A 22750-nucleotide genomic window follows, 5' to 3' on the forward strand; every position below is an offset into this window, starting at 1 on the left:
GAGGGCACTGCGGCCGCGGCCACCGCGGGTCACGGCGGCAGGAACCGCTTGGCCAGCCCCGGCGCGAGCCAGGGTTTGCGCCCGTAGGCGACGACCTTCCCGGTGAGCGCCGCGCGCGCCGGGTTGCCGCGCCCGTAGACCAGCAACAGCCAGGTCGACGGACGGGCGGAGATGCGTACGTCGGGGCGCCCGCTTTCGCCGATGGTCAGCGCGCCGTCGCGGAACGCGTAGATCTGCATGGGGCCGCCGCGGAGTCGCACGTGATACGTCGCCGTGTGGCCCGCCGCGGCGTCGTGGTCGATCCAGCCCGGCATGATCTGGTGCATGCCGGTCAGCACCATCGGCACGTGCTCGGGGTCGATCGGCCACGACCTGCCGAGGGCGGCGGCGATGTCGTGGCCGTGCACGATGAACTCGCCGATCAGTGTGCCGAGGGAACGGTCGACGCGGATCTCCTGGTCACCGTCGAACATCATCCGCGCGTCCGGGCCGAGCTCGTCGATCGTGGCGAGGAAGTCGTCGAGGTCGGCGCGCAACATGCCCGCGAGCGTGCCGAGGTCGTCGACGGGTAGCGAGGCGATCTGCTGGTCGTTGAACGCGGGCAGTTCGGCCGCGCGCGACGGCCACGTCCCCTGCCCGCGTGCCAGGTCGCGGTAGCGCCGCGGTTCCATCGCGACGTGGCCGAAGACGTCGGCGATCGTCCACGGCGGAGTCGCCGGCACCGGGACGGCCGGGTCGACGACCGACAGTGCGAGGTCGATGAACTGCCTTGCAACCGTTCGGGCCGCCTCGGCCGTGGGTTCCACGGTCGGTTCGAGCATGGCTGCGGGACTCCCGGTTTCCGGTGGACACGGCGTCGTGAACTGTCACGAACCGTATCGGACGTGCCGGGGGCGGACTAGGGTCGCCGATCACGCCGATCACGCCGACGACGAACGAGGAGACGATGCCGATGTCCGATATGGACACCGTCGACGAACAGGGCCGGACAGAGCCTCCGCTGGAGGGCGGGGAGGAGGACCAGCTGCTCGGCTTTCTCGACTATCAGCGGCAGACACTCGAGTGGAAGTGTTCGCGGCTGGGCGATGAAGCCCTGCGCGCGACGACGTCGGCCTCTGCGATGACCCTGGGTGGGCTGCTCAAGCACATGGCTTTCGTCGAGGATCACTGGTTCTCGCGCAGGCTGCACGGCCTGCCTGCCGAGCTGCCGTGGGATGCGGTCGACTGGGCCCGCGATCCGGACTGGGACTGGCGCAGCGCAGCGGACGACACTCCGGAGCAGTTGCTGGCTCTGTGGAAGGATGCCGTGGACGCCTCGCGCAGGCTCACCGCGGAGGCGCTCGCCGACGGCGGCTTCGAACGGCTCGCCGACGCCCCCTGGCCGGACGGGCGCGCGCCCAATCTGCGGTGGATCGTGCTGCACATGATCGAGGAGTACGCCCGCCACAACGGCCACGCCGACCTGCTGCGGGAGTCGATCGACGGCGAGACCGGCGAATGAGCCGCACGGGAGCGCTGCACCACCTCGAACTGTGGGTCGGGGACCTCGCCGCGGCCGAACGGGAGTGGGGCTGGCTGCTCGGCGAGCTCGGCTACGTGTGCGCCGACCGTTGGCGTGACGGCCAGAGCTGGCGCCATCCGACGTCCGGCTACGTCGTGCTGGAGGCGGGCCCGGACCGTTCCGGTGACCACGACCGGCTGCGCGCGGGCATGAACCATGTGGCGTTCTGGGCCGGGGCGCGTGCCGACGTCGACCGACTCGCCGCCGAGGCGCCCGCCCACGGTTGGCGGCTGCTGTTCGCCGACCGCCATCCCTACGCGGGCGGCCCCGACCACTACGGCGCGTTCCTCGAGAACGGCGAGGGCTTCGAGGTCGAACTCGTCGCGGAGGCGTGACCGCCCGCGAATGCGCAACACGCGCCCCTGAATGCGCAACACGAGCCCCCGGAACCGCAACACGGCCCCGCGAATGCGCAACACGCGCTTCCGGAAGTCGCAACACGACCCCCTGGAACCGCAACACGGGCCCCTGGATGCGCAACACGCGGGGAAAGGGAAAGGGGGCGCCGGCCCTTGCTGGGGGTCCAAGGGCCGGCGCCGGCGCGCCCTCTGGGGGAGGGGAGGGTGCGCACGTGGAAAGAGTGACCCCGCGGCCGTCCATGACGCACACCCACGAAACTCACCCGGATGAGTGATGGGTTCGGAGCGAGCCGCCGTACGTCCGCGGCCGACCACCGCCCGTCCCCTGAACACGACCGCCGTGTTGCGGTTTCGGGGGCGCGTGTTGTGGATCCCGGGGCCCGTGGCGGCGGGCTCGGCTCGGCCGAGGTGTGCACAGCGTGACCGTGGCGTCGCCGTGCGTCCTGCTCACAGCGCGCGAGCGGGCACAGAGGTACATGTCACAGGGTGTCACCGGATAGCGCGCGTACCGTCGACATCCGGCGAAACGACCTGGTCACCATGTCAAGTCGCAGCAGTTCGCGCTCGGCCGAGACGCCGTCGAGGGACTAGTGTTCCTGTGCGCGGCCACTATCCTGGCGGCCAGGTGCGCCGGGAAGTCTGGTCGGCAATGGTCTTGACCGCTGCCTTCCCTGGAGTGTGAATGTCGCAATCGTCTTCCCACGACTACGACACGTTCGGTCGCGGATCGTGGTCGGAGACCCGCCGGATCGGTAACATCCTGCGCAAGGAGACCGTCGGCGGTGCGCTGCTGATCATCGGCGCCGTGCTCGCGCTGATCTGGGCGAACTCGCCCTGGTCAGAGGCGTATCAGTCGATGGTGTCGTACAAGATCGGCCCGGAGACGCTGCACCTGGATCTGACGATCGCCCACTGGGCTTCCGACGGCCTGCTGGCGATCTTCTTCTTCGTCGTCGGCCTCGAGCTCAAACGCGAGTTCGTCGCCGGTGACCTGCGGGACATCCGCAAGGCGATCGTGCCGGTCGTCGCCGCGATCGGCGGTGTCATCGCTCCGGCCCTGATCTACGTCGCCTTCAACGTCGGCGGCGCGATGGAGGGCTGGGCCATCCCGACGGCCACGGACATCGCGTTCGCGGTGGCCATCCTCGCGGTCGCCGGGCCGTTCCTGCCCGCCGCGCTGCGCATGTTCCTGCTGACGCTCGCGGTCGTCGACGACCTCATCGCGATCATGATCATCGCGATCTTTTTCACCGACGACCTGGCGATCGTTCCGCTGCTGCTCGCGCTCGTCCCGCTGGGCATCTTCACGTTCCTGGTGCAGAAGCGGGTGCGCTCGTGGTACCTGCTGCTGCCACTCGCCATCGTGACCTGGGCGCTCGTCCACGCGTCCGGTGTGCACGCGACCATCGCGGGTGTCGCGCTCGGCATGGTCGTTCCGGTGATCCGCAGCGAGAAGGCGGGAGGCCCGGACGCCGGTCCCGGCCTCGCCGAGCACTTCGAGCACCGCTTCCGCCCGCTGTCGGCGGGTGTCGCCGTGCCGATCTTCGCCTTCATGGCGGCCGGTGTGCCGATCGGCGGGTTCTCGGGCCTGATCGAGTCCTGGCAGGAGCCGGTCTCGCTGGGCGTCATGGCCGGTCTCGTGCTCGGTAAGACCATCGGCATCGTCGGCGGTACGTGGCTCGCCACGAAGCTCACCGGGGGCCGCATGGCCGAAGGGCTCAACTGGATCGACGCCGTCGGACTCGCCCTGCTCGGCGGCATCGGCTTCACGGTGAGTCTGCTCATCGGCGAACTCGCCTTCGGCGCAGGTACGCCACAGGACGACCATGTCCGCATCGCGATCCTCTCCGGTTCGATCCTGGCCGCCCTGCTGGGCACGGCCATACTCCGGGCACGCAACCGCGTGTACAAGCGGATCCACGAGTTGGAGAACCGGGACGAGGACGCCGACGGCGTGCCTGACGTCTACCAGACCGGACGCGACGACTCGTCGAAGTGACCGCAGGCCTCGGCCCCGGGGGAACCCGCTTCCCCGGGGCCGAGGTGTGTCCGGGGCCGGTCGTCTCGCACCGGCCGCTCTCGCACCGGGTCGTTTCGCGCCGCGCAGTCTCGCACCGCCCGCGCCGCCCGCAGCGTTCGCCGCGGGCGGCCTCGGTCCGGCACACTCGCGGGGTGACGACCGACAGCGCGCGTTGGCAGCGGTACTGGGACGAACACGCCGGCGACTACGACCGGCAGATGACCGCCTGGGACCGGAGGCTCTTCGGCGATTCGCGCACCTGGGCGGTGTCGCGGGCGCGGGGCGACGTGCTCGAGGTGGCCGTCGGCACCGGCCTCAATCTGCCGCTGTACCCCGAGGGCACGCGGCTTACCGGCATCGACATCTCCTCGGGCATGCTTGACCGCGCCCGGGACCGGGCCGCGCAGCTCGGCCGTGACGTGACGCTCCGGCATGCGGGTGCCGAGCGGCTGCCGTCACCGGACGCGTCGTTCGACACGGTGGTCTGCACCTTCGGGCTGTGCGCCATCCCCGACCACGACGCCGCGCTCGGCGAGATGGCTCGGGTGCTCCGGCCCGGCGGACGGCTGATCCTCGTCGACCACGTCGCGGGCAGCTCCCGGGTCGTCCGGCTGCTGCAGCGGCTGCTGGAAACCGTCACCGTCCGCCAGGCCGGCGAACACTTCCTGCGCAGGCCGTTCGAACTGCTCGCGGGTCATGGCTTCGACGTCGTCGAGCGCGAGCGGTTCAAGGCCGGCCTCGTCGAACGGCTCGTCGCCACGGCCGGCCCCGTCACATCGCCCTGAGCACGGGCAGGAGCTGCTGCTCCTCGTGGTCGAGGTGGCGTTCGAGTTCGCCTGCGAGCCGTTCGACCTCGGCGCGTGCGGTGTCCCGGGACTCGTCGCGGACGGCGGCCTGAATCGCGGCGGTGAGGTCCGCGACCCTGTCGTGTTCGCTGCGCAACCGCGCGAGGGTGTCGGCCAGCTCCGGGTGCCTGGCCCCGATGGCCTCGAACAGTCCCATGTCCTCGCCGACGTGGTGGTTGTGCAGTCCCTGGCACAGCGTCAGACAGTTGATGCGCAGCTGCACCCCCAGCACCGGTCCCGACCCGGCCAGTTCCTTCCTGATCAGCGTGAGCTCCCGCCGGAAGCCGTCGTGGACGCCGACCAGCATGTCCGCGAGCGAACCACCGCCCGGTGGCCCGTCGGCGGCCGGTGCCAGCGCGACGACCGGCAGGGTTCGCGTGGTCCTGCGCTGGTAGTCGTCGAAGCCGGGCTCGGCCTCGACGAGGCGCGCGAACACGGTGTCACGCTCCTCGCCGTCGAGCACCTCGGCGTGGGCGTCGTAGGTGAACGCGCCGTCCTCGACGGTCACGCTCGGGTCGGCGCTGATGTTGTGGAACCAGTCCGGATGCCGGCCCGAGCCGGCTGCCGAGGCGACCACCAGCAGGCGCTCGCCGTCGGGGAAATAGCCCAGCGGAGTGGTGTGCCGCAGGCCGCTCTTCGAGCCGGTCGTGGTGAGCAGCAACAGTCTGGCGTCGGCGAACATGCCGCCGACACGGCCGTGGTTGCCGCGGAACTCGTCGATAATGGGTTGGTTGACATCGTTCATGTGCGCACTGCTTTCGGAATGAGGTGTGAGGATGCGAACCGTCGAAAAGCAGTGCGCCGTGGCGGGCCCCGCGCTGGTGAGCAGCTCCGGGGCCACCGCGCGATCACGCGATGGCCGGGAACCTCTCTCGTGCGTGGCCACGCATGGCCGACCCGGCAGTCACCGAGCCGACGTTAGCGGACGTGTTCCGAGGCGCGCAACGCTCGCGTCGGAGCGGCACAGGTCGTAGGCTCGGGGCGTGCAGAACGGCGACGGAATGCGAGGTCCGGTGTCCACTCAGGACTCAGACGGCCCACGCATGAGCGGACCGCGCGTCGCACTGTTTCCCACGTGCCTGACCGACACGGCGTTTCCCGAGACCGGCAAGGCCATGGTGCGCCTGCTCGAACGGCTCGGGTGTGACGTCGACTTCCCACTGGACCAGACGTGCTGCGGGCAGATGCACTTCAACACCGGCTACGCCGAGCTGGCCCGGCCGATGGCGCGCGCCTACGCCGACGTGTTCGACGGCTACGACTACGTGGTGGCACCGTCGGGTTCGTGCGCGGGCATGGTGCGGGAGATCCACCCGACGCTGTGCCCCACCTCGCCCGCCGTGGAGCGCACGTACGAGCTGAGCGAGTTCCTGGTGGACGTGCTCGGCGTCGTCGACGTGGGCGCGCACTTCCCGCACCGTGTCACGTACCACCCGACGTGCCACTCGCTGCGCATGCTCGGCGTCGGCGACAAGCCGCTGAGCCTGCTGCGCGCCGTCTCCGGGCTGGAGCTGGTCCCGCTGCCGCAGGCCGAGCAGTGTTGCGGTTTCGGTGGCACGTTCGCGCTCAAGAACGCCGAGACCTCCACCGCCATGCTCGCGGACAAGATGCGCTGTGTGCAGGACACCGGCGCGCAGGTCGTGACTGCGGGCGACAACTCGTGCCTGATGCAGATCGGCGGTGGGCTGTCCCGGCTGCAGGCGGGGGTGCGCCCGGTGCATCTGGCCGAGATTCTGGCGAGCACACAGGAGGAGCCGTGGGTCGCAACCCCGTGACATGGCTGGGAAGCCCGACCTTCCCCGACGCCGCCCGCCGTTCCCTGGGCGACACGCAACTGCGCGGCAACCTCCGCAAGGCCACCACGACCATCCGGGGCAAACGTGAGTCCGCTGTAGCCGAGCTGGACGACTGGGAGCAGCTCCGCAGGGCGGGTGAGGCCGTCAAGGACGACGTGCTGGCGAACCTCGACACCTACCTGGAACGCCTCGAGGCCGCCGTCAGCGAACGCGGCGGCGTCGTGCACTGGGCGCGGGACGCCGAGGAGGCCAACCGCATCGTGCTCGACCTCGTCCGGCAGGAGGACGCCGACGAGGTCGTCAAGGTCAAGTCGATGGCCACCGCGGAGATCGGGCTCAACGAGGCGCTCGCCGACGGCGGGGTCGACGCGATCGAGACCGACCTCGCCGAGGTGATCGTCCAGCTGGGCGAGGACAGGCCGTCCCACATCCTCGTCCCGGCGATCCATCGCAACCGCGCGGAGATCAAGGAGATCTTCGCGCAGATGCCCGACCCGCCGGACTCCGACGACCCCCGCGCGCTCGCCGAGGCCGCCCGCAAGTACCTGCGCCGCAAATTCCTGTCCGCCAAGGTCGCCATCTCCGGGGCGAACTTCGGCGTGGCCGACACGGGGTCGATCGTCGTGGTCGAGTCCGAGGGGAACGGCCGGATGTGCCTGACCCTCCCGGAAACGCTCATCACCGTGATGGGCGTCGAGAAGGTTCTGCCACGCTGGCAGGACCTCGAGGTGTTCCTCCAGCTGTTGCCGCGATCGTCCACGGCGGAACGGATGAACCCGTACACGTCGATCTGGTCCGGCGTGACCCCCGGCGACGGTCCGCAGAAGTTCCACCTGGTGCTGTTGGACAACGGCCGCACGTCGACGTTGGCCGACGAGGTCGGACGGCAGGCGCTGCGGTGCATCCGGTGTTCGGCGTGCCTGAACGTCTGCCCGGTGTACGAGCGCACAGGCGGCCAGGCGTACGGGTCGGTCTACCCGGGACCGATCGGGGCGATCCTCGCCCCACAGCTGGCCGGCGATCTGCACGACGAACAGGCCGCCTCCCTGCCGTACGCGTCGTCGCTGTGCGGAGCGTGCTACGAGGTCTGTCCTGTTCGGATCAATATTCCCGAGGTGCTGACACACCTGCGCGCGGAAGTGGTGGAGGCGAAGGGAAAGCGAACGCCCGAGGCGATGGCGATGTCGGCCGCCGCGTGGGTGTTCGGAAGCCGCAGGCGCTACGAGGCGGCGCAGAAGGCCGGGTCGCTCACGCGGTTGCTGGCGCGCGGTGGCAATCTGTCGTCGCTGCCGTGGCCCGGTTCGAAGTGGACGGACACCCGCGACGCGCCCGTGGTGCCGAAGGAATCGTTCCGCACCTGGTGGAGGCGTAATCGTGGGTAGTGCGCGCGACGAGATCCTCGGCCGCATCCGGGCCGTCGAGCGCCCCGAGTCGCCCCCGGCGCCCCGGGACTACGACAGGGTGCGGCACGCCGACGACCCCGTCGCCCTGCTGGCCGAACGTATCGCCGACTACCGGGCCACCGTGTACCGGGCTGCCGCGCGGGAACTGCCGTACCGGATCGCCGAACGCCTCGACGGCCGCGGAACGATCGCCGCGCCTGCGGACGTCCCCGGGGAATGGCGGGTTCCCGGGGTGTCGTGGCTGACCGACGATCCGCCGCTCGGAGTGTCCGATCTGGAGGAAGCCGACGGTGTGCTGAGCGGCTGCGCCGTCGCGATCGCCGAGACCGGCACCATCGTGCTCGACGCCGGCCGAGCACAGGGCAGGCGCGTGCTGACGCTCGTGCCCGACTACCACCTGTGTGTCGTGCACGCCGACCAGATCGTGGTGAGCGTCCCGGAGGCGATCGAACGGCTCGATCCCGCGGGCCCGTTGACGTTCATCAGCGGACCGTCCGCCACCAGCGACATCGAACTCGACCGCGTCGAAGGCGTCCACGGCCCGCGCACCCTGGAAGTCCTGCTGGCCGCCTGACCTCGCGCGTGCCCGGCACCCAGCCCCGCGTGTTGCACTCTCGGGAGACCGTGTTGCAGATCCCGGGGCTCGTGTTGCGGATTCCGGGTGCCGTGTTGCGCATCCGGGGCGTGGTCAGGCGGCGTGGCGGCGAGTGATCCGGAACACGGGGACGCCCGGAGCGGCAGCGAGCAGGTCGGCGTCCGACGACGTCGCGTCGATCCCGTCGAAGAACGCGCCGACCTCCCAGCCCCATCGTCCGAGGTAGGCGCGGAGGATCGGTGACTTCTGCTCGTCGCCGAGTTCGACCGCCTCGAACCACTCGACCCTGCGACCGACACGGAGCGTGCCCTCGCCCGCCGCCCGCAGATTCCGCGCCCACTGCGTGTGCCCGCGCGCGGCCACGAGGTGCCGCTCGCCGTCGATGACCAGCATGTTCACCGGCACGGATCGCCATTCCCCCGTCTTTCGGCCGCGTACCGACAGCACCCTGCTGCCCCACAGGCTGACGCCCATCCGCGTCAGCCGCGCCACGACGGCGTTGAACGCCACCGCGGATCGTGTCGGTTCCAGGTAGCGCACGTTCTCGGTCACGACTACTCCTCGAGATCGGTCGTCTGATTCGAGAGCACCGCTCTCGTTGCCCAGGGTGCGCTCGATGGCGACGAAAAGCAAGAGCGGTGCTCTCGTTGTGGTGCGGCATTCACGGCTATGGGACGATCACGTCATGCCCGCCCACCGCACCGCACGGGAACGTGCTCGCGCCGAGCTGACGACCGAGATCAAGGACGAGGCCCGCAGGCAGCTCGCCGACAAGGGCGCGAACGGCCTGTCGCTGCGGGCGGTCGCGCGGGAACTCGGCATGGTGTCGTCCGCGCTGTACCGCTACTTCCCGAGCCGCGACGAGTTGCTCACCGCACTCATCGTCGACGCCTACAACGCGCTCGGCGGCACGCTCGACAAGGCGTCGGCGGCCGGTGGGAGCCCGGCCGACCGGTGGCGCAGGGCTGCCACCGCCCTGCGCGCCTGGGCGCATGCCCACCCGCACGAGTACGCCCTGCTCTACGGCACGCCCGTACCCGGCTACCGTGCGCCGCAGGACACCGTCGCGCCAGGCGGTCGTGTGCCAGGCGCCTTCCTCCGGATCGCACGTGACGCGTGGCACGCGAGTGGGGGCGCCACGGACGACCGGCTGGACGACACGTTGCGCGGTCAGGCACGCACGATCGCCGAGGCGCTCGACCTGACAGACGTTCCCGACGCCGTCGTGCTCCGGGCCGTCGATGCGTGGACGCACCTGTTCGGCACCGTGGCACTGGAGCTCACCGGGCAGTTCGCCAACACCCTCGACCCGGCCGATGCCTACTTCGCGCGTGCCGTCGAGTTGCAGCTCCGTACGGCGGGCATCGGCTGACCCCGATCCGGGAAACACCGTCGAGCGCGGTGGTCGGCACCCGAATCCGCAACACGGGCACCCGAATCCGCAACACGGTCCCCTGAACCCGCAACGCGGCCACCCGAACCCGCAACGCGGCCACCCGAACCCGCAACACGGCCACCCGAATCCGCAACACGGTCCCCTGAAGCCGCAACACGGGCCAGGGGTGGGCGTCGGTCAGGAGCCGGGGGCGCCTAGTTGTTTGCTGATCTCGACGGCGGCCTCGGTGACGACGGGCACGAGTTCGTGGCGGATCTCGTCGACGCTCAGTTCGTCCGCGCGTACCGACATGCTCAGCGATGCCACCGTAGTGGCGCGGGCGTCACGAACCGGTGCCGAGAACGAGCGCACGCCCTCCTCGAATTCCTGGTCGACGAGGGCCCAGCCGTGGGCGCGCGTCGTGCTGAGTGCCGACATCAGTTCCTCGGCGGTGACCTTCGTGCTCGCCGTCAGCCGGGGGAACGGCGCACGGGCGAGGAATGCGTCCAGCTCGTGGTCGGGCAGGTCCGCGAGGAGTACGCGGCCCATCGACGTCGCGTACGCGGGCAGGCGCGTGCCCGTCGTGAGCGTGTGCCGCATGACCTGGCGTGACGGCACGCGGGTGACGAACACGGCGTCGTCGCCGTCGAGCACGGCCATCGAGCACGGGTGCCCGGTGACCTTCGTGACGTTCTCCATGTGCGCCTGGGCGACCTCGGTGAGTTTCAGCGACGAGAGGTAGGCGTCGCCGAGCGAGAGCACTCGCGGGGTGAGCGCGAACTCGCGGCCGTCGGTGCGGAGGTAGCCGAGGCGTTCGAGTGTCAGCACGACGCGGCGGACGGTCGGCCGTGACAGGCCCGTGGCCTGCGCAAGCTGCGCCAGGGTGAGGTGCGGCCCGTGATCGGTGAACGCATGGATGACCGCGAGTCCGCGTTCGAGCGACTGCACGTAGTCCTTGTCCTCCGGTGCTTTCACCACGGCCGACCTCCTTTCGTGGACGCATTGCGTATGAGTTGTTCGCTATCCGACTGCTCGGTACTGTGCGGTGGCCTGCCGGACGTGTCAAGTTCGGTTGCGCGGAGTCGTCCCGCCGGCGGATCGCGGCCGGCCCGAGCAGGAGGGAACCCGATGCTGTTCCACGTGGAGATGCAGGTGAATCTGCCGCCCGACATGGACCCCGAGAAGGCGGCCGAGATCAAGGCCGACGAGAAGGCCATGGCGCAGGAGCTGCAGCGCGCCGGCACGTGGCGGCACCTGTGGAGGGTCGTCGGCCAGTACTCGAACGTGTCGATCTTCGACGTCCCCTCCGGCGACGAGCTGCACGACATCCTGTCGAACCTGCCGCTGTTCCCGTACATGGACATCGAGGTCAAGGCGCTGACCCGGCACCCCTCGGCCATCTGACCGCCAAGCCGTGAACGGCACGGCCGAGCCGGAACGCGACGCGCATCCGGTCGGTACGTGAACGGCGCACGAGAACGGGCCCGGACCTCCGCTCGGAGATCCGGGCCCGCCTGCGTGTCCGGGTCAGGCCTTCTGCTGCATGGTGCTGCGAGCCGGGTTGGCCTGCTCGTGGGCCTTCGGGTCCTTCTCGTTCTGCTTCGAGCGCACGCCGTCCTCGATGCGCTTGCCGACCGTCGGGTCGATGTTCTTCCAGTACTCGAACGCGCGCTCCAGCACGGGTTCGGTGACGCCGTTCAGCAGGTGCCCGACGACGTTGTCGACGAGCCGGTCGCGGGCCGCGTCGTCCATGACCTCCCGCACGAGCGTGCCGGGCTGGGTCCAGTCGTCGTCCTCGGCGTGCGACACGTAGGCCGCGCGCGTGATCTCACCGTCGGCGTGCCACGTCGGCGGTGAATGCCGCTCGGAGTCGGCGGCGGCTCCGCCCTTCGAGTTCGGCGCGTACACGGGGTCGGTCACCTTGCGGTACGCCATGGTGCCGTCCTTCGAGTACGACTCGAGGGGTACGACCGGCGCGTTGACCGGGATCTGCTGGTAGTTGACGCCGATCCTCGCGCGGTGGGCGTCGGCGTAGGAGAACAGGCGTGCCAACAGCATCCGGTCCGGACTCGGCCCGATGCCGGGCACGAGGTTGTTCGGCTGGAACGCGGCCTGTTCGATCTCGGCGTGGTTGTCCGTCGGGTTGCGATCCAGCGTCATGCGGCCGACCTCGATCAGCGGGTAGTCGCCGTGCGGCCACACCTTCGTCAGGTCGAACGGGTTGAACCGGTACGTCTTCGCGTCCTCGTACGGCATGATCTGCACGTACAGTGTCCAACTCGGATGGTCGCCCGCCGCGATGTGCTCGAACAGGTCGCGCGTGTGGTAATCGGTGTCGGCGGCGGCCATCTGGTCGGCCTCGTGCTGGGTGAAGCACTCGATGCCCTGGTCGGTCTTGAAGTGGTACTTGACCCAGAACTCCTGGCCCTTGTCGTTGATCCACATGTACGTGTGGGACGTGTAGCCGTTCATGTGGCGCCAGGACCGCGGGATGCCGCGGTCGCCCATCAGCCAGGTGACCTGGTGCGCCGACTCCGGGGAGAGCGTCCAGAAGTCCCACTGCATGTCGTGGTCGCGCAGGTTGTTGTCGGCGCGGCGCTTCTGCGACCGGATGAAGTGCTGGAACTTCATCGGGTCCTTGACGAAGAAGACCGGCGTGTTGTTGCCGACCATGTCGTAGTTTCCCTGCGACGTGTAGAACTTCAGCGCGAAACCGCGGGGGTCGCGCCACGTGTCCGGGCTGCCGCGTTCGCCGGCGACCGTGGAGAAGCGCGCCATCATCTCGGTCTTGGCGCCGGGCTGGAAGACCGCGGCTTTCGTGTACTGGCTGACGTCATTGGTGACCTCGAAGCGCCCGAACGCGCCGCTGCCCTTGGCGTGCGGCTGCCGTTCCGGGATGCGTTCGCGGTTGAACTGCGCCATCTGCTCGATGAGATAGGCGTCCTGCAGCAGGATCGGCCCGCCCGCGCCGAGCGTGAGCGAGTGTTCGTCGCTTTCGACGGGGATGCCTGCGTCTGTGGTGGTGGCGGGGCGGTTGGTGGGTGCGGCCATGTTCCTCGGTTCCTCCTCGTCGCGTCGTCTGCGCTGCCGTGTCGGGTGCGCGGAGCTCCTCGGCCGGTCCGTGACGGTCGTGTCGCCGCCCGGTCAGCCGCCGTGGGGAACGGGAGCCTGCTCGGCCGCGGCGCGTTCGGCCTGGCGTCGCTGCCTGCACGCAGGACACAGGCCCCAGAACATGACCTCGGCCTGGGAGATGTCGTATCCGCGGTAATCACTCGGGGTGAGGCACGGCGTCGCGCCGACGGCGCAGTCGACGTCTTCCGTCCGCCCGCATGACTGGCAGACGAGGTGGTGATGGTTGTCGTGCACGCGGCGTTCGTATCGCGCCGCGTGGCCGGCGGGCTGGATCGAACGAACCAGGCCGGCTTCCTCGCAGGCGCGCAGGACGTCGTAGATCGCCTGGCGTGACACCGACGCCGGCTGGCCGCGCACACCCGCCCACACGGCATCCGCGGTCGAGTGCGGGTGGTGTTCGAGCCAGTTCAGTACACGTCGGCGCGGGCCGGTGACGCGCAATCCGACCGAGCGCAGGAGTTCGACGACGTCCGGCTGTGAACCTGCATCCATCACTGAGGGGTGTACCCGAACTGGATGCGGTCAAACCGGCCTTTTCGTGGGCCGGTGTGCGGAGTCTCGGAGTACCCCCAGGGGCACCCTGGTTGCACTCGACGCAGTCACGCGGCGGCGTGCTCCTGGCGCCGGGGCGCCACAAGCACGCCGCCGGGGTTCGGGAGTTACTCGCCGAGGAGTTGCGGTGCTGCCGAGCGGACGAGGTCCTCGAGTTCGGCCATGCCGGGGTTCACGAGCGAGTGCTCGCCGACGTACACGGTGGGCACGGTCTCGTTGCCGCCCGCGGCCACGCGTACGCGTTCGACCGCGCCCTGCTCCTCCCAGATGTTGATCTTGCGAACGGGAAGGTCGGTCGCGTCGAGCTGCGCCTCGAGCATCATGCAGAACGGGCAGCCGGGTCGCCAGTAGAACTCGATCTCGTCAATCGCCACGTCTCCGACGGTACGTCGCCCTCCGGGGAACGGGCCGGTGATGTGACACAGATTGACATGCAACCAAAAGGCTGCTTACCGTGAAAGTGCAGCCGGAAGGTTGCATGTCAGGAACGGGAGCGGATGGACGAGGTATTCAAGGCGCTGGCCGATCCCGGGCGGCGCCGGCTGCTGGACAGCCTCAACGCCCGTAACGGGCAGGCGTTGCGGGAGCTGTGCGCCGAGCTGGCCATGACGCGCCAGTCGGTGAGCAAACACCTCGCCGTGCTGGAGGAGGCGAATCTCGTGACCACGGTTCGCCGGGGCAGGGAGAAGCTGCACTACCTCAACGCCGAGCCCATCCATGCGATCTCGGATCGCTGGATCCACACCTACGACCGCAGGCGGGTCGCAGCGCTCGCCGATCTCAAACAGGCACTGGAGGCACCGATGGGCGAGCCCGCGTTCGTGTACACGACCTACATCAGGACCACGCCCGAGAAGCTGTGGCAGGCGCTGACCGATCCCGCCTTCACCCGCCGCTACTGGGGCGTGGAGTTCGAGACCGACTGGAAGCCCGGGTCGCCGATGGTGTGGCTGGAAGGCGGGAACCGGATCGAGGACCCGGAACAGCGCGTCGTCGAGGCCGAGCCGTACCGGCGGCTGTCGTACACGTGGCACACACCGACCGCGGAGTGGGCCGCCTCCGCGGGAATCGACGGCGACGGCCTCGCCGAGCTGGCCGCCGAGTCGCGGTCGACCGTGACGTTCGAGATCGAACCGCAGGGTGACCCCGACGGCCGCGGCGAGAAGGTGCGGCTCACCGTCACGCACGACGGGTTCCCCGACGGCAGCACCATGCGCCGCATGGTGTCGCAGGGGTGGCCGGCGCTCCTGGCCGACCTCAAGACCGTGCTCGAGACCGGGGCGGCGGTTCCCACGACGTGACCCCTCGGGCCGGGCGATCGCGGGTCGCGTGCCTGCGGGCCTTCGCCGACGCGCGCGAGTGCGGCACGCTGAACGTATGGACGACGCGGCGGCGCGGAACGATGCGGACACGGAAGCCGACACGCAGGCCGACGCCGCGCTGTACGACGTCGCCGCCGAGCTGTACGCCCTCGACCGCGACGAGTTCACGCAGGCCCGCAACGAGCGGGCACGGTCCGTCGGCGACCGTGATCTGGCGGCGCGGATCCGGAAACTCCGCAAACCCACGGTCGCGGCCGCGCGGGTGAACCGGTTCGCGCGGGAGCATCCGGACCGGGTGCGACGGCTCCGCACGCTCGGCGACGAACTGCGTTCCGCGCACGCCGAACTGGACGGTGATCGCATTCGCGAGTTGTCCCAGCGGCGGCGGGAACTCGTCGGTGAGGCGGCCGAGCTCGAGGCGTCCGACAGCGGGGACGGCGTGTCGCGCGAGGTGCACGACACCTTCGACGCCGCCGTGACGGACGCCGGCGCGGGCGAGGCCGTCGAGCGCGGCTGTCTCGTGTCGCCCCTGCGACCCGGGGACGTGTTCGAGGGCGGCGGGTTCGAGGGCGGCATGGCCGGCGCGGGGACCGCCTCACCCGGCACGCAGGGTGAGCGCTCCCGAGGTGAGGGGACCGTCGGCGAGGAGCGGAGTCGTGGGAAGCGGTCGACCGGGCGGCGGGAACCCGCAGAGGCGGCCCGGACCGGTGATGCGGACCGGCGCGCGCAGGCCGGTCGGCAGGATCGGGAACGCCGCGACAAGAAGCAGCAACGTCGTGCGCGGAACCGCCACGACCGGCTCCGCGACCAGGAACGGCAGGACGGCCGGGAAGACGCGCGGGAGACGGAGCAGCGGGAACGGGAACGGCTGGAGCACGAGCGGCTGGACCAGGAGCGGCAGGAACGGGAACGTCGGGAGGAGGAACGCCGGGAACGGGAACGGCGGGAGGAGGAACGCCGGGAACGGGAACGGCGGGAGGAGCGCCTTCGCGAGCAACGCGAGCGGCGGAGGCAACGCAACGCGGAGCTGTCCGAAGCCCGGGAGGCGCTCGGGGACGCCGTGACGGAGCTCCGGGAGGCCGAGGCCGCCGAGGCGGAGGCGCGCCGTCGCACCAGCGCCGCGCGCAAGGCGTTCGACGCCGCCGACCGCCGGGTCCACGAGGCCGAGATCGCCCTCGCCGACGTGACCGATACGCAGCCGGACCAGACGTGACCGGTGGCGACGCCGAGCCGTACGGGCAGCGCTGCAACCGGATCGGAGTTCGGGTGCGTCCAGTGGTCATGTGGCGGATGTGGATACCCGGGCTGCTGGCCGTCGTCGCGGTCGGTGGGTGTGATTCGAGCGCGCAGACCTGCACGGCGATCGGCTCCCCGCCCGGCATCGGCGTTGTCGGCCCCGAGGCGTCCACGCCGACCGCGCCCGATCCGGCGTCCGGCGACATGAGGCTCGAGGCGTGCTGGGACGGAACCTGCCGGGAGTACGAGGTGAGCCGCCGCTGGTCGGCGTCCGATCCCCGGCGAGGGTTCGCCGAGATCCGCGAACTGCCGACGGAACCGGTCCGCGTCACGCTCCTCGCCGGCGGGCGGCGGCTCGGACCCGTGACGGTCGTCCCGGAGCCGGTCACGCCCAACGGGGACGACTGCCCGGCGCTCGGTCCCGCCGCGTCGGTCACGGTCGACCGGCACGGCACCGTGCGGCCGGGGTGACGGCGCTGTGTGGCCGGGGTGAGGGCAGTGTGCGGCGTGGCCGGTCCGACCCCGACATCGGACCGGCCACGCCGCCGGTGACACCCGCCCCGCTCTGCCACCGGCCCCGGCCCGCTCCGCGACGTCGGCGCCTGCGACACGGACCCGCTCCGCCGCGCCGACACGGCGCGACACGGGCCGACCCCGACGGGCCGGGAGCCTCAGCCGATGTCGCGCCTGCGCAGCGAGGTCATCCCCACGGCGACGAGGGCCGCGGCCGTCGCCGTCAGCCACAGCAGCGGGGTCGCGGAGAACTCGGCGTGCGGCAGTTGCGGCACGTGCGCGAAGGGGGAGACGTTCAGTACCGCCTGGGGCAGTTCGAGGATCGGGCCGAACATGGAGATCAGCACGAACGCCGCGGCCAGCGCCCACGCCGCCGCCGTCGCGCGCGGCACGAGCCCGAACAGCAGGACCGCGCCGCCGCCCACGACCCACATCGCCGGCAGCTGGGCGAGCGTCGCGCCGAACACGCGCGGCCACTCCCCGGTGACATCGCCGGAACTCAGCCCGTAGCCGAGGCCGAGCAGTGCGCCGCACACGGCGAGCACCGCCGCCGTACCGGCCAGCACGAACAGCAGGTGCCCGCCGAGCCAGCGCAGCCGTCCGACACCCGTGGTGAGCAACGGTTCGACGCGCAGGGCCGTCTCCTCGTAGCGCATGCGCAGGGTCGCCTGCACCGCGTACATCGAACCGATCATGGCGACCATGCCGGTGATCGAGCTCAGGAACGCGTCCTCGATGCCGCGGGCACCGCCCATCTGCTGCAGCATCCGCTTCATCTCGGCGCTGTCGCCGACGAGGTCGCCGACGCCGGAGGCGAGCGTGCCGAACAGCATGCCCATGACGCCGAAGCCGACGATCCAGCCGAGCAACGCGCCTCGGTGCAGTCGCCACGACAGCGCCAGCGACGTCCGCAGGCCCGACGTCGCGGTCGCGCGTCCCGGCCTGCCCGGGATGAGGCTCATACCGACGTCCCGTTGCGGCAGCAGCGCGTACGCCGCCGCGCACAGCACGAGCGCCGCCGCGGCGGGCAGTGCCAGCACCCACCAGTCGTTCTCGGCGAACGCCCGCACCCGGTGCACCCAGCCCACCGGCGACAGCCACGACAGCCACTCGGCGTCCGAGGTGTCACCCGCAGCGCGCAACAGGAACAGCACGCCGAACGTCGAACCGGCGAGCGTGTTGGCCGTGCGCGAGTACTCCGCGAGCTGGGCGGTCACGGCCGCGACGCCGGTGAACACCAGCCCGCACAGTGCCACGGCCGCGCCGAACGCCACCGAACCCGTGGCGTCCGCACCGACCCCGGTGATCATCGCGGCGAGCAGCACGCCCGTCGCCACGCTGAACAGGCCTGCCGTGGTCACGCCCGCGGTCAGCGGCGCGTAACGGCCGACGACCGCCGACGACAGCAGTTCCTGCCGTCCGGTGTCCTCCTCCTGGCGGGTGTGCCGGGTGACGGTGAACGCCGCGATCAGCGACGTCAGTAGCGCCGCGATCGTGCCGAACCGCCAGGCCGTGAACCCGCCCGCGGTCTCCAGGTCGTAGGCGGGGCCGAACATGATGGCGAACGACGGATTGGCCGCCACACTCGCCGTCAGCCCCGCGCGTTCGGCCGGGTTCGGGTACAGCGCCTCGAACGCGCTCGCACCCGACGCCGCGAGGAACGCGACCACCAGCGCCCACACGGGCAGCACGATCCGATCGCGCCGCAGTGCCAGGCGGATCAGCTGCCCCGTGCCCGCGAGCGCACCCGCCGCAGGTGACGGCTTCTCGTGCGTGGCGGGGACGTGGGTGACGTTCGCGGTCATGGCGCCGTCCTCGTCTTCTCCTCGCGCCCTGCCGTTTCCGCACGCGCCGCCTGCTCCGCACGTTCCGCCTCGGCGCCGGGCAGTTCGTCGGTGTAGTGCCGCAGGAACAGCTCCTCGAGGGTCGGCGGCGTGCTCGTCAGGCTGCGTACGCCGATGTCGGTGAGCCGCCGCAGCGCCTCGTCCAGCGAGTCGGTGTCCACGTCGAAGTGCACGGTGTTGCCGTCCACGCGCAGGTCGTGGACGTGCGGCAGGGACGCCAGGCCGTTCGGGTGGCCGGCGAGCTCGGCGGAGATGGACGTGCGCGTGAGGTGCCGCAGGTCGTCCAGTGTGCCGGTCTCGACGGTGCGGCCCGCGCGGATGATGCTCACGCGGTCGCACAGCGCCTCCACCTCCGCGAGGATGTGGCTGGACAGCAGCACCGTCCTGCCCTCGCCGCGCACCTCCCGGATCGTCTCCTGGAACGCGGCCTCCATCAGCGGGTCGAGGCCCGACGTCGGTTCGTCCAGGATCAGCAGTTCGACGTCCGAGGCCAGCGCGGCCACGAGCGCGACCTTCTGCCGGTTGCCCTTCGAGTAGGTGCGGCCCTTCTTCGTCGGGTCCAGTTCGAACCGCTCGATCAGCTCGCCGCGCCTGCGCTTGTCCAGACCGCCGCGCAACCTGCCGAGCAGGTCGATGACCTCGCCGCCCGAGAGATTGGGCCACAGGTTCACGTCACCGGGCACGTAGGCGAGCCTGCGGTGCAGCGTGGCCGCCTGCCGCCACGGGTCGCCGTGGAGCAGGTGCACGTCGCCGCTGTCGGCGTGCAGTAGGCCGAGCAGGACCCGGATGGTGGTCGATTTCCCGGAGCCGTTGGGGCCCAGGAAGCCGTGCACCTCGCCGGTCTCGACGTGCAGATCGAGCCCGTCGAGGGCCGTGGTGCGGCCGAACGTCTTGCGCAGTCCGGCGACGCCGATCGCCTCGTGGGTGGTCGCGCCGCTCGATGGGGAGCTCACGGCGTTGTGTGTCATGCGCTCGAAGGTACACTTGTTTCACAAAGTTTTGAATCCTGAAAAATTCATGATCGATGTGAACACTGGAACGCGCGCCGTGGTTCCTGATCGACGTGGTTCCCCGATCGCCGTGGTTCACCGAACGACATAGTTCACCGAACGACATGGTTCCCTGATCGACGTGAGGGAGGATGTGCCCGTGGTCGACGAGTCAACCGGACAGCAGGACGCCCACGCCCGTGACGACAGCACCCGCGACGAGGTGACCGAATCAGGAGGGGCGGGAACCCGTGACGACGAGACGCAGCCGGGCGGTCGGGACTCGGGTGTTCGCGACGCGGGCGGTCACGACTCGGGTGTTCGTGACGAGGAGGCCGTGGCGAAGTACGTCGAGAGTCTCGGGCTGACGCTCAACAACATCGGCCTCCCGCGCATGCCCGCGCGCGTGTTCGCCGCACTGACGACGTCCGACAGCGGGGAGATGACGGCGGCCGAGGTCGCGGAGGCGCTGTCGGTCAGCCCCGCCGCGGTCTCGGGCGCCGTCAAGTACCTCGAGCAGACCGGGCTCATCGCCAAGGAGCGGGCACCGGGTGCGCGCCGCGACCACTACCGCGTGTTCGACGACTTCTGGTTCGCCTCGATGCTCAAGCGGGAGCGCATGCTCGAGATGTGGCGTGACGCGACGCGCGAGGGCATGCAGGCCGTCGGGCCCGACACCCCGGCGGGCGTGCGCCTGTCCCACATGGCCGACTTCCTCGACTACCTCGTGGTCGAGATCCCGAAGCTGTTCGCGCGCTGGGAGTCCATGAACGCCGACCGGTGAGCCCGGTAGGGCCGTCACCGTCACGGGTCGCCGGGGCCGCGGCGGGCGGTGGTGGCTGCGCGGTGGTCGGTGGTGGGCGCACCGCGTCGAGTCGTGCGGTCGTCCGCGAAATCGCCTCCCCTGAGACGGAACCACGCGGCGGTGCGGACGGTCGGAGGCAGTGTTCCCCACAAGTGGACACGGCTGGCCGACTGTCAGGTGACACGCATTGGGGGTGTCGGCCATCCGGCCGCGGGAATCGGTTCGGACCGGTGGGGCTGCTGGTCCGGACCACCGAGCGCGCGAGGCGGGTGCGGTTCGCAGGGAGGGGCGGGCCGTACCGCTTCGCGCGTGCCGGCGACGTTCCGTACCGGGGCCGCCGTGGGAACGGATGCTGCTCGCGCCCCGTGACCGCCGTGTTGATCATCTCGCACCGGTGGGCGCTACTCGGCAGCGGCCGTGCTGGGTCAAGATGGTGGGGTGAGCCCGCCCCGTGCCGACCTGCCCGCGCCGCGCTGGCTCGCACACCTGTTGCGGACCAACCCGGCACCGGTTCCGTGGAGCGGGGCCGCGCGTGCGGCCGTGGCGTTCTCGGTGCCGATCGCCGTGGGCTACCTGCTCGGCGCGCCCTGGACCGGTGCGCTGGTCTCGGCCGGTGTCCTGCCGGTGGTCACCGGCGACGTGGCCGGCCCGTACCGGTACCGCGCGACCCGGCTCGGCGGCACCGTGCTGGCCGCGATCGCCGGGTTCGGGATCGGACTCGTCACGGGTGCCGACCCGTGGCTGTCGCACCCGACGGTCGTCGCCGTCGCGGCCGTGTCGGCGCTGATCAGCGCGGGCGGCAACAACGCGTCGTTCGCCGCGCTGCAGTTGTTCGTCTTCGTCACGCTCGGCACCGGCCAGGCCGCGGTGGGCACGGACATCCGGGTCGCGATGCTGTGCATCGTCACCGGTGGGCTCTGGGGGCTGCTCGTCGCGCTGTCCGGCTGGCCGGTGCACGGGACGTCGCCGGAGCGCAAAGCGGTCGCGCAGGTCTACATCGAGCTCGCGGCGATGCACTCCGCACCCGACGACGCGACGGCCCTCACCTCGCGCGCCCAGCTGACGACCGCGATGAACACCGCCTACGACCGGCTGCTCACCGCGCGGTCGTGGCTGTCCGGCCGCGACGCGACCTACCGCAGGCTGCTGAACCTGCTGTCGGCGACGACCCCGGCCGTCGAGGCGTCCGTCGCCATGGTCAACGCGGGAGAGCGCGCGCCACGTGACGTCATCGCGCACTTCACCGACCTCGCGGCGGCCGTGCTGGCCGACATGCCGCTGCCCGAACCGCCTGCACGGTCCGCGGCGGGTGACGACCTCGAGCCCGCCGATTCACCGGCCGCGGCGCTGTACCACGCGCTGACGAGGATCAGCACCGAGCAGGAACGCCGACGCCGCGACCGGGTGCCGTGGCGGACGAAACTGGGCGAATGGCTGGACTCGCTCACGTCCGGCCCGCTCACGTGGTTCGCCGCGGCCAGGCTGACGCTGTGTGTGGCGCTGGCCGAGCTGGCGCGGCTGATCGTGCCGCTCGACAACTCGTACTGGATCACGCTCACCGTCGGGCTCGTGCTCAAGCCCGACTTCGGGTCGGTGTTCGGCCGGGCGGTGCTGCGCGGCGTGGGCACGGTCGTCGGCGTGGGCATCGGGGCCGCGATCCTCGGCTTCGGTGCCGACTCGCACGGCGTCGTGCTCGTCCTGCTCGTCGCGCTCATGGGCGCGGGCGTGGCCATCGGCAAGGTCCGCAATTTCGGCATCCTCAGCGCGTTCGTGACACCGCTGATCATCCTGCAGATGGACCTCACCATCGGCGGCGACTGGGGCGTCGTGGTCGCCCGGCTCGCCGACACCGTCGCGGGTTGCGTGATCGTGCTCGTCTTCGGCTACCTGCTGTGGCCGGGCAGCATGCGCCCTCGCGTGGGAGGTCGGCTCGCGGACGTCGCCGACACCGTCGCCCGGTACGTCGAGGCCGGCCTCGGGCCGCCGGGCGAGGACCGGATGGAGCGCTCCCGCTGCAGGAGGCGCGCCTACCGCGGGCTGTCCGATCTGCGGACGGCGTTCCAGCAGCTCGTGGTCGAACCGTCGCAGGCGGGCAGGCAGGCCGCGGCGTGGTGGCCCGCGATCGTGGCGTTGGAGCAACTCACCGATGCGGTCACGGCCGTCGTCGTGACGATCTCGCACGGCGCCGAGCGGCCCGCCGAGTCCGATGTCCGCCTGGTGACGGCGGCGCTCGGCGAGCTGGCGTCGGCCGTCCGGCAGGCGCGGGACCCCGGCGACGTCGAGCTGCCCGAGACGGACCAGCTCACGGGCGTCACCGACCAGCTCGCCGCGGCCTTCGACGCCGTGCGCGGGCCGGATCCGTCACGGCCCCGGTTCCGGTTCCGGCGTCGGTGACCGGTGGTG

At 70.8% G+C, this 22750-nt stretch carries 23 protein-coding genes; 14 read left to right on the forward strand and 9 right to left on the reverse strand.

Going from position 1 to position 22750, the window contains the following annotated elements:
• Positions 1-29: 29 nt before the first annotated feature.
• The gene (locus tag LY13_RS02060; protein ID WP_253826416.1) at positions 30-821 is read right to left on the reverse strand and encodes a maleylpyruvate isomerase family mycothiol-dependent enzyme; all 792 of its coding nucleotides are present in this window, start codon (positions 819-821) and stop codon (positions 30-32) included.
• 131 nt (positions 822-952) lie between these two features.
• On the opposite strand from LY13_RS02060, the gene LY13_RS02065 reads away from it, so the two are divergent.
• The 4 genes from LY13_RS02065 (at position 953) to LY13_RS02080 (ending at position 4725) form a co-directional block, all read left to right on the forward strand.
• Entirely contained in the window at positions 953-1501 is a 549-nt protein-coding gene (locus tag LY13_RS02065) for a DinB family protein (RefSeq protein WP_253826418.1), read from the forward strand.
• A complete protein-coding gene (locus LY13_RS02070; protein WP_253826420.1) occupies positions 1498-1896 on the forward strand; it encodes a VOC family protein in 399 nt (132 codons plus the stop codon). Before LY13_RS02065 ends, LY13_RS02070 begins: the two co-directional genes overlap by 4 nt.
• 706 nt (positions 1897-2602) lie before the next feature.
• Positions 2603-3919 carry a Na+/H+ antiporter NhaA gene (nhaA, locus tag LY13_RS02075; RefSeq protein ID WP_253826421.1) on the forward strand — a complete coding sequence of 439 codons (1317 nt, stop codon included), beginning with the start codon at positions 2603-2605 and terminating at the stop codon, positions 3917-3919.
• Between the two features lie 173 nt (positions 3920-4092).
• Positions 4093-4725 carry a class I SAM-dependent methyltransferase gene (locus LY13_RS02080; RefSeq protein WP_253826423.1) on the forward strand — a complete coding sequence of 211 codons (633 nt, stop codon included), beginning with the start codon at positions 4093-4095 and terminating at the stop codon, positions 4723-4725.
• On the opposite strand, the gene LY13_RS02085 is transcribed toward LY13_RS02080, so the two are convergent.
• Complete coding sequence (locus tag LY13_RS02085; protein WP_253826425.1) at positions 4712-5530, reverse strand: nitroreductase/quinone reductase family protein; 819 nt, start codon at positions 5528-5530, stop codon at positions 4712-4714. The two genes, LY13_RS02080 and LY13_RS02085, sit on opposite strands and share 14 nt — an antisense overlap.
• Before the next feature lie 298 nt (positions 5531-5828).
• Here LY13_RS02085 and LY13_RS02090 point away from each other — a divergent pair, with 298 nt between their 5' ends.
• Genes LY13_RS02090 through LY13_RS02100 form a run of 3 tightly spaced genes read left to right on the forward strand, consistent with a single transcriptional unit; the run spans position 5829 to position 8558 of the window.
• Entirely contained in the window at positions 5829-6560 is a 732-nt protein-coding gene (locus tag LY13_RS02090) for a (Fe-S)-binding protein (protein ID WP_253826427.1), read from the forward strand.
• The gene (locus tag LY13_RS02095) at positions 6542-7963 is read left to right on the forward strand and encodes a LutB/LldF family L-lactate oxidation iron-sulfur protein (RefSeq protein ID WP_253826428.1); all 1422 of its coding nucleotides are present in this window, start codon (positions 6542-6544) and stop codon (positions 7961-7963) included. The genes LY13_RS02090 and LY13_RS02095 overlap by 19 nt, the downstream gene beginning before the upstream one ends.
• On the forward strand, positions 7956-8558 hold the full coding sequence (locus LY13_RS02100) for a LutC/YkgG family protein (RefSeq protein WP_253826429.1): 603 nt from the start codon (positions 7956-7958) through the stop codon (positions 8556-8558). Before LY13_RS02095 ends, LY13_RS02100 begins: the two co-directional genes overlap by 8 nt.
• 114 nt (positions 8559-8672) lie before the next feature.
• Here the strand turns inward: LY13_RS02100 and LY13_RS02105 are convergent, their stop codons facing one another.
• Positions 8673-9131, reverse strand: coding sequence for a nitroreductase family deazaflavin-dependent oxidoreductase (locus LY13_RS02105; protein WP_253826430.1), 459 nt, complete (start codon positions 9129-9131; stop codon positions 8673-8675).
• Positions 9132-9264: 133 nt separating this feature from the next.
• Between LY13_RS02105 and LY13_RS02110 the strand changes: the two genes are divergently transcribed.
• Positions 9265-9951 carry a TetR/AcrR family transcriptional regulator gene (locus tag LY13_RS02110; protein ID WP_253826767.1) on the forward strand — a complete coding sequence of 229 codons (687 nt, stop codon included), beginning with the start codon at positions 9265-9267 and terminating at the stop codon, positions 9949-9951.
• A 201-nt stretch (positions 9952-10152) separates the two neighbouring features.
• Here LY13_RS02110 and LY13_RS02115 read toward each other — a convergent pair whose 3' ends face one another.
• Complete coding sequence (locus tag LY13_RS02115; protein WP_253826431.1) at positions 10153-10932, reverse strand: IclR family transcriptional regulator domain-containing protein; 780 nt, start codon at positions 10930-10932, stop codon at positions 10153-10155.
• Positions 10933-11082: 150 nt separating this feature from the next.
• Here LY13_RS02115 and catC point away from each other — a divergent pair, with 150 nt between their 5' ends.
• Positions 11083-11358 (forward strand): muconolactone Delta-isomerase, encoded by a 276-nt coding sequence (gene catC, locus LY13_RS02120; RefSeq protein ID WP_253826432.1) that lies wholly within the window; start codon positions 11083-11085, stop codon positions 11356-11358.
• 123 nt (positions 11359-11481) lie between these two features.
• Here catC and LY13_RS02125 read toward each other — a convergent pair whose 3' ends face one another.
• From LY13_RS02125 to LY13_RS02135, 3 genes are all read right to left on the reverse strand, one after another.
• The gene (locus LY13_RS02125) at positions 11482-13005 is read right to left on the reverse strand and encodes a catalase (RefSeq protein WP_253826433.1); all 1524 of its coding nucleotides are present in this window, start codon (positions 13003-13005) and stop codon (positions 11482-11484) included.
• 93 nt (positions 13006-13098) lie between these two features.
• Positions 13099-13578 (reverse strand): Fur family transcriptional regulator, encoded by a 480-nt coding sequence (locus tag LY13_RS02130; RefSeq protein ID WP_253826434.1) that lies wholly within the window; start codon positions 13576-13578, stop codon positions 13099-13101.
• Positions 13579-13745: 167 nt separating this feature from the next.
• Positions 13746-14012: a glutaredoxin domain-containing protein gene (locus LY13_RS02135; protein WP_253826435.1), complete on the reverse strand. Its 267-nt coding sequence runs from the start codon at positions 14010-14012 to the stop codon at positions 13746-13748.
• Between the two features lie 123 nt (positions 14013-14135).
• Here LY13_RS02135 and LY13_RS02140 point away from each other — a divergent pair, with 123 nt between their 5' ends.
• The 3 genes from LY13_RS02140 (at position 14136) to LY13_RS02150 (ending at position 16667) form a co-directional block, all read left to right on the forward strand.
• A complete protein-coding gene (locus LY13_RS02140) occupies positions 14136-14939 on the forward strand; it encodes an ArsR/SmtB family transcription factor (RefSeq protein WP_253826436.1) in 804 nt (267 codons plus the stop codon).
• A 76-nt stretch (positions 14940-15015) separates the two neighbouring features.
• Positions 15016-16173 carry a hypothetical protein gene (locus LY13_RS02145; RefSeq protein WP_253826437.1) on the forward strand — a complete coding sequence of 386 codons (1158 nt, stop codon included), beginning with the start codon at positions 15016-15018 and terminating at the stop codon, positions 16171-16173.
• 53 nt (positions 16174-16226) lie between these two features.
• Positions 16227-16667, forward strand: a complete 441-nt coding sequence (locus tag LY13_RS02150; RefSeq protein WP_253826438.1) for a hypothetical protein — start codon at positions 16227-16229, stop codon at positions 16665-16667.
• 200 nt (positions 16668-16867) lie between these two features.
• Here the strand turns inward: LY13_RS02150 and LY13_RS02155 are convergent, their stop codons facing one another.
• Positions 16868-18514 carry an ABC transporter permease gene (locus tag LY13_RS02155; protein WP_253826439.1) on the reverse strand — a complete coding sequence of 549 codons (1647 nt, stop codon included), beginning with the start codon at positions 18512-18514 and terminating at the stop codon, positions 16868-16870.
• Positions 18511-19521 carry an ABC transporter ATP-binding protein gene (locus LY13_RS02160; protein ID WP_253826440.1) on the reverse strand — a complete coding sequence of 337 codons (1011 nt, stop codon included), beginning with the start codon at positions 19519-19521 and terminating at the stop codon, positions 18511-18513. The genes LY13_RS02155 and LY13_RS02160 overlap by 4 nt, the downstream gene beginning before the upstream one ends.
• Before the next feature lie 358 nt (positions 19522-19879).
• Between LY13_RS02160 and LY13_RS02165 the strand changes: the two genes are divergently transcribed.
• Entirely contained in the window at positions 19880-20326 is a 447-nt protein-coding gene (locus LY13_RS02165; protein ID WP_253826768.1) for a GbsR/MarR family transcriptional regulator, read from the forward strand.
• Between the two features lie 459 nt (positions 20327-20785).
• Positions 20786-22741 (forward strand): FUSC family protein, encoded by a 1956-nt coding sequence (locus tag LY13_RS02170; RefSeq protein WP_253826441.1) that lies wholly within the window; start codon positions 20786-20788, stop codon positions 22739-22741.
• Positions 22742-22750: the final 9 nt, after the last annotated feature.

It is taken from the genome of Prauserella aidingensis, assembly GCF_024171865.1.
Taxonomy (GTDB): Bacteria; Actinomycetota; Actinomycetes; order Mycobacteriales; family Pseudonocardiaceae; genus Prauserella; species Prauserella aidingensis.

Excerpts from the sequence above, each read along its gene's own strand:
- LY13_RS02060 (WP_253826416.1), bottom strand. The coding sequence starts at position 821 with ATGCTCGAACCGACCGTGGAACCCACGGCCGAGGCGGCCCGAACGGTT.
- LY13_RS02065 (WP_253826418.1), top strand. The coding sequence starts at position 953 with ATGTCCGATATGGACACCGTCGACGAACAGGGCCGGACAGAGCCTCCG.
- LY13_RS02070 (WP_253826420.1), top strand. The coding sequence starts at position 1,498 with ATGAGCCGCACGGGAGCGCTGCACCACCTCGAACTGTGGGTCGGGGAC.
- nhaA (WP_253826421.1), top strand. The coding sequence starts at position 2,603 with ATGTCGCAATCGTCTTCCCACGACTACGACACGTTCGGTCGCGGATCG.
- LY13_RS02085 (WP_253826425.1), bottom strand. The coding sequence starts at position 5,530 with ATGAACGATGTCAACCAACCCATTATCGACGAGTTCCGCGGCAACCAC.
- LY13_RS02090 (WP_253826427.1), top strand. The coding sequence starts at position 5,829 with ATGAGCGGACCGCGCGTCGCACTGTTTCCCACGTGCCTGACCGACACG.
- LY13_RS02110 (WP_253826767.1), top strand. The coding sequence starts at position 9,265 with ATGCCCGCCCACCGCACCGCACGGGAACGTGCTCGCGCCGAGCTGACG.
- catC (WP_253826432.1), top strand. The coding sequence starts at position 11,083 with ATGCTGTTCCACGTGGAGATGCAGGTGAATCTGCCGCCCGACATGGAC.
- LY13_RS02125 (WP_253826433.1), bottom strand. The coding sequence starts at position 13,005 with ATGGCCGCACCCACCAACCGCCCCGCCACCACCACAGACGCAGGCATC.
- LY13_RS02130 (WP_253826434.1), bottom strand. The coding sequence starts at position 13,578 with ATGGATGCAGGTTCACAGCCGGACGTCGTCGAACTCCTGCGCTCGGTC.
- LY13_RS02140 (WP_253826436.1), top strand. The coding sequence starts at position 14,136 with ATGGACGAGGTATTCAAGGCGCTGGCCGATCCCGGGCGGCGCCGGCTG.
- LY13_RS02145 (WP_253826437.1), top strand. The coding sequence starts at position 15,016 with ATGGACGACGCGGCGGCGCGGAACGATGCGGACACGGAAGCCGACACG.
- LY13_RS02155 (WP_253826439.1), bottom strand. The coding sequence starts at position 18,514 with ATGACCGCGAACGTCACCCACGTCCCCGCCACGCACGAGAAGCCGTCA.
- LY13_RS02160 (WP_253826440.1), bottom strand. The coding sequence starts at position 19,521 with ATGACACACAACGCCGTGAGCTCCCCATCGAGCGGCGCGACCACCCAC.